Source organism: Leptospira dzoumogneensis, from assembly GCF_004770895.1.
In the GTDB taxonomy this organism is placed as follows: Bacteria; Spirochaetota; Leptospiria; order Leptospirales; family Leptospiraceae; genus Leptospira_B; species Leptospira_B dzoumogneensis.
Window position 1 is genome coordinate 348,122 of record NZ_RQHS01000019.1, and the last position, 17,928, is coordinate 366,049.

Below are 17,928 nucleotides of genomic sequence, written 5' to 3' on the forward strand. Positions count from 1 at the left end.
AATGGGTTCGGCGTTACGCAGTCTCACTTCGAACCCCTCAGATTTTATTTTATTTGAAAAATTTCAATGGAGACGCCGGGGTTCGAACCCGGGTCCTATTGCGCCTCAATGGGGCCTCTACATGTTTGTCTTATGTTTTAAATCTCGAAAGGCCTTAGCCCACAAGCAGGCGTGTCCTTCCTATTCGATCCAAATACTCTCTAAATCGTGAACCGAAAACCGATCTAAAAAGTCTCCCGTTTAAGGCAGAAGAAAAACCACCGGGAGAGTAAGCCTTTCTTCCGTAGTAGCGATTAAGCTGCTAGTGCTAATTCGTTGTTAGCGTTTAATGTTTTGAAGGTTTTTAAGAGGCCCCTCACCCCTACATGCCACCACATCTTAACTACAACAGTCGAAACCTAATTCGTCCCCGTAGATTTAATGATTAGACTAAAAATCCGTTGAGCTAGTCAGGAAATCAAGAAAAAGTAGATCGGTTGGTGCTTCTATTTTGAAAATTTTCATTCTACTTGCCTCGGTTTTATTGTTCTATTGCGGGACTTCTTCTGCCCCAAAAATTAAAAATCCAGGTTCCAGGTTACCTCCCAGCGAATTGCAGGATGGATTATATGCGGTCCTAGTCGGAAAATCAGTTTATCCAAATCGTCTTACAAATTCGGACAAACAGGATGGGGAATCCGAAATCGCATTTTTATTCTATCTGATAAAATTAGAAAAACGTTATATTTTGATCGATACCGGGACTTCTTCCATATCGACACCTGAGATCACTGCACATAATTGGATCTCTCCTGATAAAATTTTAGGCGGAGCTGGGATCAAACCTGGAATGATAGGAGAGATCATTCTCACTCATTTTCATTCTGATCATTCAGGGGGTATAAGTCTTTTTCCGAATGCAAAAGTTTATATTACACCGGAAGACTGGGATTCTCTTAAAAAATCGAACCGATCTGCAGGCAGTAAATTCGCGGCTAAAGAGAGATCGGGAAAAATCCAATTCATAAATTCAAGTTTAGAAGTTTTTAAGAATTTTAGGATCTTATTAACTAGAGGACATACCCAAGGTTCAGTTGCCGTAGAATGGTTGGTCTCTCCAGGTAGAAAATTCCTGATCACAGGAGATGAATGTTATTGGGTAGAATTTTGCAAACAAGGACAAAGTCTTTCTTCGGAGGGGACCTTCTCCCTTTCCAATAATAAAGAATTTTTAGACTATGTTTCCGTTCTGTCTGGCAACGGGACTAAAATTTTAACAATGCATGATCCTGCCGTTTTATCTTTTGGAGAAGAGATATTTCCGAGGATCTATAAATTAGATTAAAAAAAATCCCCCGGATTTTTGGCCGAGGGATTTTCTAAAACACTGATCAGGATCTTAGTTCTTATTTATAAACTTTATCGATTCTCTTCTGATATTTTTCAGTAATCACGTGTCTTTTCATTTTGAGTAGGTTCGTTAATTCATCACCTATCTCGAAAGGTTTTTGAGCAATTACCACATGTTGGATCAATTCGAAAGACTTGAATCCGTGTTTAGTGCTATTATACTCTCTGATCTCTTTTTTGAAGAAATCGATCACTTTAGGATTGTCGATCAGATCCTTGATATCCTTAGCTTCGATACCGTTTTGAGACAACCAAGGTTGTAGAACTTCTAGATCCGGAACGATGATCGCTCCCAGAACTTTTTGGTCCTGACCGAATACCATGGATTGTTTGATATAAGGAGATTCGTCCATACGGTTTTCTATTGGAACCGGCTCTACGTTTTCTCCGCCTAACAATACAACGGTTTCTTTTGCTCTTCCCGTAAGTGTCAGAGTATGTTTGTAGTTGATGAAACCGATATCACCGGTGTTCAACCATCCGTCTACAATGGTCTTCTTAGTGGTTTCAGGATTTTTGTAATATCCTTTCATCACTTGAGGCCCTTTGATATGAACGATACCCTTTACTCCAAGTTTACCGGCAACAAGTTGTCTTTCATCGCTGATATGAGTCAGCACGTTTCCATGATCGTCTCTCAACTGAAGTTCAGTTTTAGGAACAACATATCCTACGGAACCGATGATCGGATGATCGTAATGACGAACTGAGATCACAGGAGCACTTTCAGTCATTCCGTAACCTTCTAATACTAGAAGTCCGATATCATTGAAGAAATTATCCACGTGACGTTGTAAAGCTCCACCGCCGGATAAGGTTCCTCTCAGACGTCCACCAGTTGCTTGGCGGATCTTGGAAAGAACGATAGCGTCCAAAGTTTTGAAGTTGAAGATAAGCCCTAAAATCGCAATGGTCAGCAGAACCGGCGCTAAGAATGCCAACTCAGGCTTATACATCTTGATATAGGAATATCCCACCGCACTGATCAAAGAAACCGTGAATGGTCCAAATAGTATCACTTGAGCGATCGCTTTGACTGCAAGAGCCAAAGATTGGAAGATATTACGGTTTTCATAATCCACTTCTTTTCCGGTTAGGAAACGAACCCCTGCGTTATAGTTCTTAGAGAACAGATACGCGGTATTGAAGAGGAATTTACGGACAGGAGGGGTCTGCTTAGGGTCGTTGATCTTATTATAGATCCCAGTATAAATACTTTCCCAAACCCTTGGAGCGGAAGCCATGAATGAAGGTCTGGCTTTTGCCAGGTCATTTTTTAGATCCGAAACCTTGGTATAGAAAGTGGAAATCCCAAGAGAGATCGCAGAATATTCTACAACTCTTTCGAAGATATGCCATACAGGTAGAATAGACAGCATACTGTCGTCATCGCGAATAATCGATTTTTTTAGGATCAAAGGAACAACATGTTCCATCTGGTGAGCCATGTTGGAGTGCATGAGCATTACACCCTTAGGCATCCCGGTTGTTCCGGAAGTATAGATCAAAGTGAATAGATCATCAGGTTTGATACCCTCGATCCTTTTTTCAGTCTTGTGTCCGCCTTTAGATCTTAACTCTTTTCCTGTTTCAATCAGATCATAAAGATGCAAAACTCCTTTCGCTTTTGTTTTGCTATCTTTATCCATAATGATGACGGTTTCCACGCCTTTCAATTTGGCTTTGTTCTTAACAAACTTCTCGTACATCTTATCGTTTTCTAAGAAAACTACGGAAGCTTCGGAGTGAGTTAAGATATATTCCATCTCGGAATCGGTTACGTCAGTTCCTCTTGGAACGTTTGCACAACCGGAGAGTAAAACTCCCGCATCAACTATGATCCATTCCAAACGGTTATCCGCTAACACTCCGATATGTTCGCGGGCCTTCACGCCTAAATCTATTAGCGCTTCTGATAAAGCGAGACCTAGATCCACTAATTGTTTAAAACTGGTCGGTTGATATTCTTTATTTTCATCCTTCGACCAAAACGCCGGTCTGTCCCCATAAGACTCAGCGGCCTTAAGGTACATGTCTGCTAAATTCTTGTACATTGGAGTTATTCCTTTGAAGAAGGGATATATTTCGCTTATCTCAATAAAGCGCGTTTACGTTAATGTGAGAAGTCGACCCGTCAACTAAATTTTAGAAGAAGTCAAAGCGTAGGTGCAGTGCAAAATCGAAGAAGAGATATATAAAAGGAGAAAACTCCGCTCGAGAGGACCTCGAACGGAGTGAGAAAGGAAAAATATTACTGTTGTTCTTCGCCAGCGCCTTCTTCTGCAGGAGCAGGAGTAGAGTCAGACTTGGTTCCTTCTTCTTTTCCTTTTTTGGAATCTTTCTTATGCTTCTTGTGGTGTTTTTTCTTACCTTTTTTCTTCTTAGCTTTCTTTTCTTTTTTCTCAGCTTTAGAAGCGCCAGCATCTTCAGTCTTTGCAGGAGCATCGCCGGTAGTCTCTTGAGCGCTTACTCCGGTGAAACCGAAAAGAGCGATTGCAGACACAAGAAGGGTAACAAGAATTTTTTTGAATAGGTTCATTATGATCTTCCTATAGAAACTTTGGTTTGTGTCGTAATTTTATTATTATGCGAAGCAAATCAAATCCATTTTACATAAAAATCAGATTTCATCCACAGGAGGGACCCATTTGCTCGGGATTGCTACAGCGAGTGACAGACGGTCCAAAAATTTATCTTTCGGGATCTCATAAGCTCCCAGATTCAAAGTGACCGGGTTCATCTGCTGGGTATCGAATAATGTGAAACCGTCCTTCTTCAATGCTTCAAATAGAAAGTAGAGCCCGATCTTCCCGAAATCAGGTAAAAAGGAGAACATGGACTCTCCGGCAAAAAATTTACCGATGGCAACACCATACACTCCCCCGCCTAACCGTCCGTTTTCGTCCCAAACCTCTACACTATGAGCATAACCTTCCTTATGAAAGTTCGTAAAACCCTGTAAAAAGTTCTCCGTTATCCAAGTTTGCTCTTCCGTTCTAAATGCACAGCAACGCATAACTTGTTCAAATGCACGATTGAATGTGACTGTGAATTTTTTTTGGCGAATTCTTCTGTGAACTCTGGAACTAATATGAAGAACATTTAGGTCAAAGATAGCCCTCGGATCCAAAGAAAACCAAAGTAAAGGTCTATCCGCCCAAGGAAAGATACCTCGGGTATAAGCGTATATAAGGCGATCCGGTTTTAGGTCTCCGCCAATTCCTACGACCTCCTCTATTGAATATCTAGGATCTGCGAAAAAATCGGAAAAGTCCCGGATAGGAGAATATTGATTTTGTCTGGGGTTTTCCATTTATTCCAAGAGAAGAGGATATGATTCTTCGACCGAGTATATCTGACCGTTCGCTCCGCTGCGACTAGAAAATAGATGGAATTCCGACACTGGAACTATGTCGGTTTTGAATTGGGAGAATTCATTCAAGTATAGATCTAAACGTTTTTCCGGGGTTCTTTTGAATCTACCTATAGTAATATGAGGCCTGTAATCCCTTTTATCAATGGAGAAACCTTCTCTTCTGAGAGTGGATTCCAAAACTTTTTGGAGCTTTTTCAATTCTTCAGAAAGTGTCACACCCGCATATAGGATCTCGGGAAATTTATTACCGAAAAATCCTACACCTTCGATCTCTAATGAAAAACTTTTTTCAGAGACTTGACTACAGATCTCGGAGGCCCTTTCAATCTCTTCCGGTTTTAACTCTCCTAAAAAAACCAAGGTGGTATGAAAATTTTCGGGAGAAACCCAGCGAATCTCTTCCAGCCCGAAACAGATCTTTTCCAGATCCGATTTTATAGGATCCGGAAGAACCAATCCTAAAAAACTTCTCATTCGAGATCCACTCCGGAAACTCTTCTAGCTCCTCTGAGAGAATTCACCAAAATGATCTTAGAGGCGAGACTCAGATCTTGTTTAGAAATTTTCTTTTCCTTCGCTTTTAATTTTCGGATCCATTGTTTACGGGCTACTCCAGGAAGAATTCCTTCTTCCAAAGAAGGTGTGATCCATTCACTATTTAACAAAATAAAAATAGAATGAATGGATCCTTCCGTTAGATAACCATCCGTGTTTGTATAGATCTTGTCCAAATAACCTTTGGAAACTGCAGACTCATAACCGGCCGAATAAATTTCCCTGATATTTGTCTTATGATAAAAGAACCGATTTTTTTTATCGGTAGAAGTTCCGCTGAACAGTACCTTCCCCTCTTTTGGACCCGGCTGAAATTCGGAAACTTCTGATTGGAATTCTCCGTTAGGCAAAAGGATCATTTTCACTCTATATTTTTTATCGGAAGAAACCTTGCCTGCGACTTCGTTAACTGCGGATTCCCATCCTTCTTCTTTCCAAACGAACCCGAGTTCCTTTGCGGATGTTTTCATCCTATCTTTATGATCTTTTAAAAAATAGATCTTTTTTCTTTTGCAGATAGTAGTTGTAAACAAGTGAAAATTTTCTTTCGTATCATTCAAAAACTTTGCTTTGGACCAGCATTCTTCCCATTCCGCATTCGGATCGGAACCGATCGTAATTCCGGAGCCTACTCCCATTCTTCCTTTTTTTTGCCCGGAAGTACCCTGCAAAAATTCAAGAGTACGGATCGCAATGGAAGAAATTTCTTTTTGAGGAGACAGATAGAATATTCCCCCGGTATAAACTCCTCTCTTTTTTTCCAAACTAGCTATGATCTCTGCAGATCTTTTTTTAGGAGCCCCGGTGATGGAACCTCCCGGAAACAATGCTTCTAAAATATCTGTCCATTTTATATCCGAAGAAAGTTCGGATCTTACCTCGCTGGTCATTTGGAAAACTGTAGGATATTCTTCGATGGAAAAAAGTTTAGAAACTCCGACTGAGCCGGGCAAAGATATCCTTCCCAAATCGTTGCGGAGAAGATCGGTGATCATTAAATTTTCCGCTCTATCCTTTTCAGATTCCGAAAGTTCCAATTTCAATTTTTGATCTTCCGCCGGATCTTTTCCTCTGGGTCTGGTTCCTTTCATAGGAACGGTTCTGATTTGATTTGATTTTCTTTCCCAAAACAATTCCGGAGAAAAGGAAAGAATATCCTTTTGTATAGGGAGAGAATCTCCCGTGTGGATCCAAGCCTCGTATGGAACAGGCTGTTTTTTTCTAAGCTCAAAAAACAATCGTTCCAGAGAACCTTCCAATTCTATTTCCAAAGGAAATGTATAATTGACCTGATAAATATCTCCTTCATATAGAAAGTTGCGGATTTTATGAAAATTTCTCTCGTATTCTTTTAGATCCGTTTCAGATCCGATTTTTGCAGAATAACCTTTGTCCTTAAATTTGGATTCCCATTCCGAAATTTCAGCCTGGCTCAAGGTCTTAGGTTTTGAAAAAATCCCGAACCAGAAAAGTGGATCTTCCGAAACTTCTTCCATATTGTCAGGATTTAAAAATAAATCCCCTGCTTCGTAGGAAATCCAACCGGCCGCATGGGATCCTTGAGAGACCTTGTTTTGAATTTCTAAGAGGAATTTCCTTGCTTCACTTCGTCGATTAGTAGTAAGAATCTCATTCGGCTCAGTTAGAACTAGGCGTCCTTCTGCAGAGAAACCTTCTCCTAAATAAATAAAGGGTTTCCTGGAGTTTTGAAATAGATCGGAAATCATTTGGAAAAGGTCTTAAAACCTTATTCTCAGGATCTTCCGAATCCTAAAAGCGAAATGAATAAGATTCCAAGATTAATGTTATCTCGATCCCTAAAATTCGTCCAAACTGCCGCGAAATTTCTTCTGGTAGCTTCCGTTTATTTTCTTTTAGGAAAATTCGGAGAATCCTTCGGGACTTTTTCGGATTACGCTTCTCCGATCTGGCCCGCATCCGGTTGGGGACTGGTCACTCCTTTATTATTCGGAAGAATTTCTTTCTTCGGGATATTTGCAGGTTCCTTTTTATACAATTGTCAGATCCGACATGAGAATCTTCCGGGACAAGATCTAAGTATTTATTTCGGGGCAGCATTGCTCATCGCATTCGGAAGCACCCTACAATCTTTCACCGGAGCTTATTTATACAAAAAGTTTATTCCGGAATTGGATCTTACTAAGAAAACATCCTTCGTTCTTAGATTTCTTTGGATAGAAACATTAGTCTGTATCATCGCAGCAACTATCGCTTGTTTCGGACTTTTATTTTTAGGAATTTTAGATCTAGAAAAACTTTTTTCTACATGGATCATTTGGTGGATGGGAGATTCATTAGGAGTATTCGTATACTTTCCGTTTTTCTTAAGTTGGTTGGGCCCGGGAGTCGCAAGATTCCAAGTCCATTCTTGGAAAGAAAGTGCAGGGCTTGTCTCCTTCTTAATTTTATTAGGTGGAGGGATCTTTTACTTCTTTAGTATCAATGAAGTTCCTGCATATTTCCCGCTTTCTTATCTTCTGATCGTAGTCATCGCACTTGTTTCTCTCAAATTCGGAGGAAGAGAATCTTCTCTTGTTCTCATCATCGCTTCTATCGTGGCAATCTTAGGGACCGCCCAAGGACATTCTTATAATTTCCCCGCTTCTAAAGAAGTTTCTCTTCTTCTATTACAAAGTTTTCTTTCTGCGATCTCGATTGCTTCTCTTCTCGCCTTATCAGTAATACGTGAAAGAGTAGATGCACAAGAGGAAATCTACCACTCTCATAAAAGATTAGAAGATCTAGTTGCGGAAAGGACCCAAGAACTGGATCGTTCTTATCGATTTTTAGGAGCAAGTGAAGCAATTTATAAGGGTTTATTCGAGAATATTCCAATCGCAATTTTAGAATGTGATTACTCGGAAGTAAGAAGAATGATGGGCGAATTGCCCGAGATGTCCCAAAAGGAATTCGCTAAATTCCTGAAGATGAATCCCAAATTCGTTTCAGAATGTTATGAAACGGTAAATGTAATAGATGCGAATAAAGAATCAGTTCGATTATTCGAAGCAAGTTCAAAGGAAGAAGTCCTATTCCTAGCCCGAAATTTTTTCAGAAAAGGAAACGATCATTATTTCAAAAAACTCCTGACCAGAATCCGTTATGGAGCAAGAGTACTTCATACAGAAACCACATTATCCACCTGCAACGGAAAACAATTTGAGGCATCCATTCGCTGGTCTTTGGCGCCGGAGTTCGAAGACACATTCTCTTCCACTATTATAACGGTTACAGAGATCACCGATAAAAAACAGGCGGAGAGACAGTTAAAATCTTCCTTAAAAGAAAAGGAAGTGATGCTGAAGGAAATCCATCACAGAGTAAAAAACAATCTGCAGGTGATTTCCAGTTTATTCAATCTTCAGTCAGAATACGAAAACGATCCTAAGATCCACGAGGCATTTACCGAAAGCCAAAACAGGATACAAACTATGGCGCTCATCCACGATGAGTTGTACCAATCCAACGATCTGGGAAATGTGGAATTTTCAGGATATTCCAAAAGGCTTGCGGAGAAGATCAGGTCCGCTTATAAGATCGGAGCGGAAACGAGAGTGGATGTGATATCTAATCCTATCCATTTAGAGATCAGCATTGCAATTCCGCTCGGACTTGCGTTGAATGAATTACTCACAAATTCTTTCAAATATGCGTTCCCCCATAATTTTTCTCCTTCAGATGAAAGACCAAAGATCCAAGTCAGACTTCAGAAAAAAGAGAATCTAGTAATTTTAGAAGTTTCAGACAATGGGGTCGGTTTACCCAACGAGTTGAATCCGATCGCAACTCATTCTTTCGGGCTAACCTTGGTCCAAGTACTAACCAAACAACTAAAGGGAAAATTGGATTTTTCCAGTTCCAAAGATCATGGAGCCAGTTTCCAAATCCGTTTTGAACTTCCAAATTAGGAAAATTCCTTGCGAACTAGTTCTCCAAATCGGAGTAAGTAGAACATGAGAACAAAGCCTCCTAGTCCGATCGCCAACAGGGCAGAAGCAAGAAGAGAACAAATCCTGGAAGCAGCGCTGGATGTATTCTCCGAAAAAGGATACCATGAGGCAGGGATCGCGGACATAGCCGGAAAATTAAATATAGGTCATGGGACCTGTTACCGTTATTTTAAAAATAAATTAGATATCTTACATGCATTAGTGGATCGCATCCTTCTAGGATTATTAGAAGTGGTTCGTAAAGAAAGTCCTGAAAAATCAAACACGATAGAAGAATACAGGAACCAAATCAAAAATATAGGCTTGGAACTATTTCAACTTTTCAGTAAGGACCCAAGACAGGCAAAGATCGTTTTTTTCGAAGCAATGGCCTTGGACGAGACCGTAAAAAGAAAGGTGCAGTTAGGAATAGATAAAAGCGCCAGGCTCACAGAGTTGTATCTGAAGAACGGTGTGAAAAAAGGATTTTTAAGAAAAGAATTGGATACCCGTATCGCATCCCAAGCAGTCAACGCAATGATGTTCGAAGGCATACGTATCAATCTGTCTTCTAAGGTAGATTCCAAATTTGCAAAACGTTGGCTGGAAGAAATGCCCACCCTTATGTTGGAAGGAATGGGCAAACGTTAAACTCTACCTCTATAAAGTAAGGAACTGCACTAGATCTTTTGCAGTGATATCCGGAATTTCTTCCATAGGAATATGACCCGCGCCTTCATAAGTGATAAACTTAGAATTCTGAAGATCCTTAGTCCAGTTCTGTGCGTATTCCAATTTTAACCAATGATCTTCTTTTCCCCACATGACCAATGTAGGAGTTTTTACCGACTTGATCCCTGCTGAAATTTTAGGATCGGTAAACTTCTCCCTGGCAGTCCTGAAAAAATAATTATAGGCCTGTCTGTTCCCTTCTCTTCTGGAAAGATCCACATATCTTGTTTTGATCTCAGGAGTGATCTTGGAAGGATCTCCGTAAACCTCATCCACACTTTTTTCCACCATAAAACTAGGAAGCATATGACGCGCAAACGGACTTACGATAGGATTACTTCCTAAAGCGATCATAGGAGGCATAGGCTGCGCGTAACCGGCAGCATCTATCAATACCAGCTTTTGAACTTTATTAGGATATTTTAATGCATAATTCCAGGAGATATAACCACCCATGGAATTTCCGACCAAATAGAAAGAATCCACTTTTAAATAATTCAGGAATCGGTTTAGTACTTCTACACCTTCTTCCAAATTTAACTTTTCCAGATCTTCAGGAGGGCCCGTAAGACCGTGACCGGGAAGATCGATACGGATCACTCTATAACGGGATTTTAATAGCTCCGCCCATGAATCCCAAGTATGTAAAGAAGAACATACCCCATGCAGCAGTATGATTACAGGACCTTGGCCCTCGTCCCTATAATGGATATTCAGATCCCCGATCGGAGCGAACTTCGACTCTGAGTTCGTATACTTCGTTTTCAAATCCTCTAAGGGATCGGAGCCGATCCCTAAAGCTCTACAATCAAGTAGAACGATGAGAAGTAACATTAAGCTTATTGCTGTTCTTTTCATAATTTCCCTATTTAATGAAAATTCCCATCCAATCGGAATGACAGATACGTCATTCCGGCCTCAAAGTAAAACATGTTTTTCTTTGAAATTTTCGGTTTCCCCTATTGACAAAAACTGAATGACATGTCATTCTTATATTTAATCAAGGTGAGGAGTTAGAATCCAATGGTTCAAGTGGATGTTTTTTGGGCCTATGGCCTGGGAGCCGGTTATGCAATGGCCGCGGCTCGCCAAATAAAAAAATTGCAGGCAGGTGAGACCATAGCAGGTTCTATTCCTTCCATCAAAAAAGAAGAGAAGAAGGTCCCATTTTGGAAGAATACCTACTTCATCTCCAATCTTCTTTATTTAGGTTTATTATTCGCTCCGTCCGGTCTGTACCTGGTTTGGCAATTTACTAGCTGGGAAACAATGCACGCCGGCGATAAGACAATGCCTGGTTGGCTTGTGGCTTTATTCGGTTTAACGAATATTTCCCAAGGGATCTTGGGCTTTTGGGTAGTTTGGAAATTGTTAGAAGCTGGAAAAAATTTCTTGGCTTACCTGCAAGTTCCCGCGGGTTATTTCGGAATGTTCTTCATCCTAGTACATGGATGGGATGGAACAGGTTATAAAAGATTTTTTTCAGAGTCTGTGGAGCAATTCCAAACGTGGACCTGGGGAACTGCAGCCAACTGGTTAATATCCGATGTTGCAATCACATTGTATGTAATGGGCGTGATCTTAATTCCAGTACTGATCGTTTCTCTTCTAAAGATCGAAAAAGAAGGTTGGGAATTGGGCGGCTCCGGAGAATTTTCAGTTAAAAAATCTCCATCCGCTTTTTCTTCTACCATCGCGTTCTTGGCGACTGTGTTTGTGGGTGCGTTAGGGTTTGCGATTATTTCCAGTGTGATCATTCACCAATTGGGCTGGATACTAGGAACAATTGCTTCCGTTCTAGTAATTTATACTTTAGGAATTTCTAAATTTGGATTATTTCAGATCTTTTATAAGAGTGTTTTACAATCAGAATCTAAAACCGGCAGCAAACTACAAAGTGTTCGTTCTGCGGCTTAAGAATCGCCTTCTTTAGAACCGTTCAAATTTTTGGCTCTGGAGAGTTAATCTCCCAGAGCTTTTTTGTATTCTGCGATTAGAAGATCCGGATTTTCTCGGCCGATAGAAATTCGGATCAGACTTGGATCCAGTCCAACTTCTTTTAAAAATCCTCTTCCTGCTTCTGTGGAAACTAACTCATAATGAGCTAAATACATGTACAACATGTTCAAAGTGAATTCGGTTCCGAAACTTGGTCCTTTTAATAATCTTAAGGAATTGTAAAATGGTTCCAGAGGAACTCCAGGTTCGATCGTGATCACTCCACAATGAAGGTCCTTATCTCTTGCGATCTTAGAAAAATTCCCATGATTTTCTTCGGAGCCGCTCCAATGGACGGCTTTGATCTTAGGATGATTCGAAAAGAAGTTCGCAAGTATCGCAGCATTCCTTCCGATCTCTTTGACCCTCTCTATATAACCTTCTAACTCGAAGGACATACGTTCGCAGTCTCTGATATAAGGAGTTTCTATAAACTCAGTGGAATCTTTTTTTAATCTTTCAAAGTACGGAGAAGAAGGATTCAGAAATAATGCTCCCATCATCACATCCGCATGTCCGGACGCGAATTTGGTTAAACTTTCCACGATCACATCCGCATAAGGAGAGAGATCCACAACTGCGGAACCTGCCACGGATATATCCGCTACCAATGGAATTCCGTATTTTTCCAAAAGTTTTTTAAGTTCAGGGTAATCAGGTACTTGGATGAGAGGATTGGTCGGGGATTCGGTAAGGATTGCGGCTACTCTATGGCCTTCTTTAGAAAGGAATTCTTCCAGTTCTTTTAGATCGACTACATCGTGGAATATATGAGAACCTCTAGAATATTTTTCTAATATTCTAATATTGTCTACGTACAACCATCCGAGTCTAAGCCAAATATCTTTTCCCTCTTCTGCGCGAATCTTGTCCAATGCTCTGAAAGCCGCGTAGACTGCGTTCATTCCGGAAGTCGCCAGATAGACTTGTAAGTTTTTGCCCGGATATAAGGAGGATAACGATCCTTCTACACGTTCGTACGGTTTTTCTTTTCTGGATCCTTCCTGATAGATGGAATCGATAAGTCCTTTTTTAAATAAGTAATCTTCCGCCTTACGAGAAGATAATAAACATCCAGTATGCTGGATAAAAGATAATATTTTGGATTCGTTTTCTTTATGAGGAGGAATGGTTAAGGTGATGATCCCTTCGTCTTCTATAATTCTTGCGCCTTCTACCTGGAAAAATGAAACGATATGGTCTGCGGCTTTGCGGGAGTTTACGATAAACTGAGGCCCGTCTACTCCCTTGGTCTCTCTATTATAATCTAAGATTTTTTCTATATAAGCATGAGCAACAAAGCGGGGATATCCTGCCTTGAGTCTGGAAAGAGTTTCGGTTCTTTTTTCTTCGTATCCGATTACGTCGGCGACTTCCGGAAGGCTCATGGAAACCGCATGTATGTTTTCAAATGGTATTCTTTCCCCGCAGATCCTACGATGCGGTTCTTCTATCTCTAGTATCATACTCTGATTACCATCGCAAAATTTTAGGCAGAAACATCAACTTTATTCGGTTGGACGAACAGAAGTCTAAAACGGTTCTAATTTGCCTGTGAATTTGCGAGGCGCTTGACTCTGTCTTCTTCCGTTAAGGCGTTGATCAGGTCGTCCAAATCTCCTTCCATTATAGCAGAAAGATTATGACTAGTAAATCCGATCCTATGATCCGTACATCTTCCTTGAGGAAAATTATAAGTTCGTATTCTTTCGGATCTGTCTCCTGAACCGACCATCTGTTTTTTTAGAGCATCAGCTGCGGCTTTCTTTTCTTCCGCCTGCTTTTCCAATATCCTGGCGCTCAAGATCCTCATCGCTTTTGCTTTATTCTTGTGTTGGGACTTTTCATCCTGACAAGCAACTGCGATCCCGGTCGGAATATGAGTGATACGAACTGCAGAGTCAGTGGTGTTAACGTGCTGACCGCCGGATCCGGAAGAACGATACACATCCACTCTCAGATCATTTTCATTTATATTGATCTCTGATTCTTCCGCTTCTGGTAAAACCGCAACCGTAACAGCGCTTGTGTGGATCCTTCCTCCGGATTCAGTTGCAGGAATTCTTTGTACTCTATGAGTTCCCGCTTCGAATTTAAAAAGATCGTAAGCCTTATCATTTTCCATCGCGAAGATGATCTCCTTTAATCCGCCTATTCCGGTGGGAGAAGAATCTATGATCTCATGACGGATGCCTTGTTTGTCCGCGTATTTGGTGTACATTCTAAACAGGTCGGAAACAAATAGTCCTGCTTCTTCTCCGCCCGTTCCTGCTCTTATCTCGAGTAGTATATTTTTGCCGGAATTAGGATCCGGAGGAAGAAGTAGGATTTCCAACTCCTTCTCCAAACTTTCTATCCTTTCTTCCGCTTCTTTGCGCTCTTCTTCGTACATGGAGCGCATATCCCCGTCTTTTTCGGTTTTTAAAAGTTCTTCGGCGTCTTTTTTGTTCTGAATTAATTTTTGGTATTCGGTAATTTTATCGAATAAGGGCGTGAGTCGGGAACGTTCCTTATAAAGTCGTTTTAAATCATCCGGATTGGACGCGGTTGTGAGTTCGTCCGATATTTTGAGGTATTTTTGTTGTATTTTTTCTAGTCTGTCTAACATAGAAACCGTATCCCATTGCCTTGGTACCTTACTCCTCTACATGGAAAACTACAATTCGATTCTTTCAGCAGTTTCCGATCAGATACTGAATCTTTTATCCGGTCTTCATTCCTATCGCAGCCCCTATGCTAAGACCATAGGATCGCCGGATGAGCTCATCCAAGAGTTAACCCAAAAATCTTCTCTCCAAACCGGAGCTGCAAGTGCGGCACTTGCCCTTCCCCAAGGACGTTTGGGACTTGTTACATTGGCTCCCGAAATTATTTTAGTCTTAAGGCTCCAAGGTAAATTGGTAAAAGACATCGCCGCTTTATATGGAAAAGAGCATCAGGTGACTTCGGAACTTATGGCTTATTGTTTATTCAAGGATAAGACCTCATTCTTCAGAAATGTTCTGAAAGATGCCGGCGCAAGGGTTTTGATCCGGCCGATGGCTTGGAATCTTTTGCAAGAAGCAACCTATCAGATCGCAAAGGGATTGATTAAAGGGAAGAAGTTTACAAAACCTAAAAACGGATTTTGGCTCCCGATTTTCGGGTCCTTACTCTCCGGGGGATATTCCTTTTTGGAAACTCGCAATGTAGCGTCCAGAGCCCAGAAATTATTTTCCAAAGATATTATCAGCGTCCAATCGGACGAGCCTTGGGCTGAGGAAACTGCCTGAATTCAAAATCTAAGTTCCATCGAATGATCAAAGTTTTATCTTTCTTATTGCTGGTTTTTCTTTCCTGGAATTGTAAAAGTAAACAGGAAAGTTTAATAGAAGAGATCCAAGAACTACTAGAAGAGCAGAATTATGAAAAGGCTTCCGGTCTCTTAAAAGACTATCTAGTAAAACCGAAATCAGACGACGATATTCTTTCTTCCGAAAAACCGGAAACTCCTAGGATAGTCGAATTATCTTACGACAGAAAAAGACTAGTCTATCTAGAAGATAGCAAACTAGTTTGGAGAGATACAAGCGATGGATCCAACGGTTCCAAAAGTTTGGACGAGGTTCCTGCATCTCTTGCGGTTTCCTTAAACGCTAACTTTGCATTGGCGGAATATCCGATGACAAACGGCTGCCGATTATTCGCTATTTCATTAAAAAATAATGATCTTCTATATGAATCAGGCGCTCAGATCTCTTGTAGGAATAGAGGCGGGATCTCGGACGACGGTTCTAAAATTTACTACTTCGTAGATAATCAGCTCTATGAGGAAAAAACAGTAGAGCCTAGGACTCCTAAGTTGATCGTCTCTAAAGAAAAGATCACTCCTCCTTTTACGGGACTCAAAGCCAGATTCTTTTTATATCCGATCGGAAAAGATTTCTTACTCTTCTCCGGAAACGCAGGATCTTATTATTTATACTATTTCCAACCTGATAAAAAATCAGTGGAGAAAATAGACCAAGAAGTTATCAGTCCGTTGATCTATTATGGTACAGGAGACTCCGCATACTATTTGGGAGGTTCCATAGGCAGGCTTCATTTAAGAAGGTTGCAACTCGGAAAAGGCAAACCTTCCAGCAGTAAACTATTTACGATCAGCAGAAAAGAGATCAATCCTTGGAAACTTCCTGGTAAAAACGAATTCGTTTCCAACTATTCCGGCAAAGTCCATCTTTGGGGACCTTCTCGCAAAAGCCAGGTCTTACCTTTACTTTGTGAAAGGATCTGGCTCGTAGATCAGAACAAGGTCCTTTGTGAGAACGAAAAAGGCGGATTATACCTAACCGGCTTGGATTTTCCGGAAGAAGATTGGAGAATTCTCAAATTGTACGAAGAAGCCAGAGACAAATAGTTCAGAAAAAGATATTGATGATCAGGTTTCCCTTTTGGCCTTCGATCGGCTCAGGGGAACCATAACGTGTCTTTGCGAAACTTTTTGCCGGAAATTCTTGGTTGTACCCTTTGCCGGAAAACTGGACTTGTCCGCTGGATTCAAAAGAAGAATTTTTGATCCACTCTCTAAACTTGCCTTCGTCTTCTTGAGAACCAAGTCCGATCAATTTGCTTACGTAAGTTTTCTTAACGATCTCTTCCATTTGAGAAGATTTTAGATCTTCTGTGAATAAGATCCCTAATCTGCCGGAAGGTAAATTTGCCACCCATACTTCCGGGAGAATTTCTTTTTCGGAGGCCGCAACCTGTGCGACTTCTGGTTTTTGAGTAGAAGTTCTAAGCAAAGAACCTTCTAGAAACTTTCCGGATGAGTCGAATATGTAAGCTCTTTCTTGCCATTCTCCCGGTTTAATAGAAAGTTTTCCCTCTTTCACTTCAGGAGAAGGTAGGCAAATCGATCCTGCTAAGATAGAAACTCCGTACATCTTTGCTATATCACCGAAGATCCTTTCGTATCTTTCTTTAGAATCTTGAGCGATCTCGAAAGATACCGCTTCTCCATTCAATACATGGGAGAAGTTTTTAATGGAGATCCTTTGGAAAAATACGGCCCAGTTCCAAGCAGAGTCGATATTCTCAAAATCCAAAAGTTCCTTTCTGGAATCCATTAGGAAAAAGTAATTTCCTATCTCAGGAGGAAATACAACGATCGTTGAGTTTTGCAGCCAGCCTTTTTCCTTTGCAAGAGCAAGAGGCTCTTCTAACCAGGCTCTGAATCTGTCTTCTCTAGTAAAATATTCAGGTTTGAATTCCAACTGAACTATGAGTAAATTTCCGGACCTTCTGTCCCAGCCCAAAGAAACGGATTTGGTTTCTTTTTTAGAGATCCTTTTTTGGAACTCTTCTTCGCTTAAAGAAACTCCGGAGAGAAGCCATCCGATAAATGCAAAAATCGGAACAAGAACCAAAGATGCGAGTGCATTCCTTACGAATGGGCTCATGCTAGCCAACCTTTAGGATCTAATTTGCCGTCAGGAATGAGAGGAACATATTCCTTTTGGTACAATTGCAGAGCATCCAACATATATTCGAAAAATAAAGGTTTAGGATCGTAAGTGGCAGCGTCGACCCAGGAAATATAATCATGCTCGTCGGAGAGGGTAATCTCGCCTGATACAAATTCTCCATGATAAGCAACGATCACACATGGATGATTTCCATCACTGACTCTATGTTTATGGATTAGGATCGGTCGAGGGTGGATCTTGATCTCGCAAGCTTCTCCCATTTCTTCTTTTAACTCTCTGGATAAACTTTCCAGCCAATCTCCGTAAAATTCGTCTTCGTTCATTCTTCCGCCGGGAAGATCTCCGAATCCGGATTTGCGGTCTCTAAGAATGAGAAGTTCCTTTCCTTTTCTCAAAAAAACCTTTTGTGTGATTTGAAAAAAACCGTGTTTGCTCAAAGTTTTATCCCTTTCAGCGACCTTTA

The 17,928-nt window shown here is 40.8% G+C and carries 16 protein-coding genes and 1 other RNA gene; 6 read left to right on the forward strand and 11 right to left on the reverse strand.

All coding sequences use genetic code 11. The features are described from left to right. Positions 1 to 64 precede the first annotated feature (64 nt). Positions 65 to 411: a transfer-messenger RNA gene (ssrA, locus tag EHR06_RS15220) on the reverse strand. A 79-nt stretch (positions 412 to 490) separates the two neighbouring features. Between ssrA and EHR06_RS15225 the strand changes: the two genes are divergently transcribed. Then, on the forward strand, positions 491 to 1,324 hold the full coding sequence (locus EHR06_RS15225) for an MBL fold metallo-hydrolase (protein WP_135757781.1): 834 nt from the start codon (positions 491 to 493) through the stop codon (positions 1,322 to 1,324). Between the two features lie 61 nt (positions 1,325 to 1,385). On the opposite strand, the gene EHR06_RS15230 is transcribed toward EHR06_RS15225, so the two are convergent. The 5 genes from EHR06_RS15230 to pabB all read right to left on the reverse strand — a co-directional run bounded on the left by EHR06_RS15230 (position 1,386) and on the right by pabB (position 7,047). Continuing rightward, complete coding sequence (locus tag EHR06_RS15230; protein ID WP_135757782.1) at positions 1,386 to 3,443, reverse strand: AMP-dependent synthetase/ligase; 2,058 nt, start codon at positions 3,441 to 3,443, stop codon at positions 1,386 to 1,388. A 197-nt stretch (positions 3,444 to 3,640) separates the two neighbouring features. Then, a complete protein-coding gene (locus EHR06_RS15235) occupies positions 3,641 to 3,928 on the reverse strand; it encodes a hypothetical protein (protein ID WP_100722490.1) in 288 nt (95 codons plus the stop codon). A gap of 81 nt (positions 3,929 to 4,009) precedes the next feature. Beyond that, on the reverse strand, positions 4,010 to 4,669 hold the full coding sequence (aat, locus tag EHR06_RS15240) for a leucyl/phenylalanyl-tRNA--protein transferase (RefSeq protein WP_167492312.1): 660 nt from the start codon (positions 4,667 to 4,669) through the stop codon (positions 4,010 to 4,012). 33 nt (positions 4,670 to 4,702) lie between these two features. Continuing rightward, positions 4,703 to 5,239, reverse strand: a complete 537-nt coding sequence (gene thpR, locus EHR06_RS15245; protein ID WP_135757784.1) for an RNA 2',3'-cyclic phosphodiesterase — start codon at positions 5,237 to 5,239, stop codon at positions 4,703 to 4,705. After that, complete coding sequence (pabB, locus tag EHR06_RS15250) at positions 5,236 to 7,047, reverse strand: aminodeoxychorismate synthase component I (protein WP_135757785.1); 1,812 nt, start codon at positions 7,045 to 7,047, stop codon at positions 5,236 to 5,238. Before pabB ends, thpR begins: the two co-directional genes overlap by 4 nt. 75 nt (positions 7,048 to 7,122) lie before the next feature. Between pabB and EHR06_RS15255 the strand changes: the two genes are divergently transcribed. Together EHR06_RS15255 and EHR06_RS15260 are read left to right on the forward strand one after the other, a co-directional pair. Further along, complete coding sequence (locus EHR06_RS15255; RefSeq protein ID WP_244288620.1) at positions 7,123 to 9,249, forward strand: MASE1 domain-containing protein; 2,127 nt, start codon at positions 7,123 to 7,125, stop codon at positions 9,247 to 9,249. Between the two features lie 45 nt (positions 9,250 to 9,294). Continuing rightward, on the forward strand, positions 9,295 to 9,921 hold the full coding sequence (locus EHR06_RS15260; RefSeq protein ID WP_135757787.1) for a TetR/AcrR family transcriptional regulator: 627 nt from the start codon (positions 9,295 to 9,297) through the stop codon (positions 9,919 to 9,921). A gap of 9 nt (positions 9,922 to 9,930) precedes the next feature. Here EHR06_RS15260 and EHR06_RS15265 read toward each other — a convergent pair whose 3' ends face one another. Further along, the gene (locus EHR06_RS15265; RefSeq protein WP_244288621.1) at positions 9,931 to 10,860 is read right to left on the reverse strand and encodes an alpha/beta fold hydrolase; all 930 of its coding nucleotides are present in this window, start codon (positions 10,858 to 10,860) and stop codon (positions 9,931 to 9,933) included. 165 nt (positions 10,861 to 11,025) lie between these two features. Here EHR06_RS15265 and EHR06_RS15270 point away from each other — a divergent pair, with 165 nt between their 5' ends. Continuing rightward, a complete protein-coding gene (locus EHR06_RS15270) occupies positions 11,026 to 11,919 on the forward strand; it encodes a hypothetical protein (protein WP_135757788.1) in 894 nt (297 codons plus the stop codon). 44 nt (positions 11,920 to 11,963) lie between these two features. Here the strand turns inward: EHR06_RS15270 and EHR06_RS15275 are convergent, their stop codons facing one another. Together EHR06_RS15275 and prfA are read right to left on the reverse strand one after the other, a co-directional pair. After that, positions 11,964 to 13,466 (reverse strand): aminotransferase class I/II-fold pyridoxal phosphate-dependent enzyme, encoded by a 1,503-nt coding sequence (locus EHR06_RS15275; RefSeq protein WP_135757789.1) that lies wholly within the window; start codon positions 13,464 to 13,466, stop codon positions 11,964 to 11,966. 77 nt (positions 13,467 to 13,543) lie between these two features. Next, positions 13,544 to 14,608 carry a peptide chain release factor 1 gene (gene prfA, locus EHR06_RS15280; protein ID WP_100704773.1) on the reverse strand — a complete coding sequence of 355 codons (1,065 nt, stop codon included), beginning with the start codon at positions 14,606 to 14,608 and terminating at the stop codon, positions 13,544 to 13,546. A gap of 40 nt (positions 14,609 to 14,648) precedes the next feature. Between prfA and EHR06_RS15285 the strand changes: the two genes are divergently transcribed. Together EHR06_RS15285 and EHR06_RS15290 are read left to right on the forward strand one after the other, a co-directional pair. After that, positions 14,649 to 15,272: a hypothetical protein gene (locus EHR06_RS15285; protein ID WP_135757790.1), complete on the forward strand. Its 624-nt coding sequence runs from the start codon at positions 14,649 to 14,651 to the stop codon at positions 15,270 to 15,272. 23 nt (positions 15,273 to 15,295) lie between these two features. Next, positions 15,296 to 16,396: a hypothetical protein gene (locus tag EHR06_RS15290; RefSeq protein WP_135757791.1), complete on the forward strand. Its 1,101-nt coding sequence runs from the start codon at positions 15,296 to 15,298 to the stop codon at positions 16,394 to 16,396. A gap of 1 nt (position 16,397) precedes the next feature. Here the strand turns inward: EHR06_RS15290 and EHR06_RS15295 are convergent, their stop codons facing one another. Together EHR06_RS15295 and EHR06_RS15300 are read right to left on the reverse strand one after the other, a co-directional pair. Continuing rightward, on the reverse strand, positions 16,398 to 17,438 hold the full coding sequence (locus EHR06_RS15295; protein ID WP_135757792.1) for a hypothetical protein: 1,041 nt from the start codon (positions 17,436 to 17,438) through the stop codon (positions 16,398 to 16,400). Beyond that, entirely contained in the window at positions 17,435 to 17,902 is a 468-nt protein-coding gene (locus EHR06_RS15300) for an NUDIX hydrolase (protein WP_135757793.1), read from the reverse strand. Before EHR06_RS15300 ends, EHR06_RS15295 begins: the two co-directional genes overlap by 4 nt. Positions 17,903 to 17,928 lie beyond the last annotated feature (26 nt).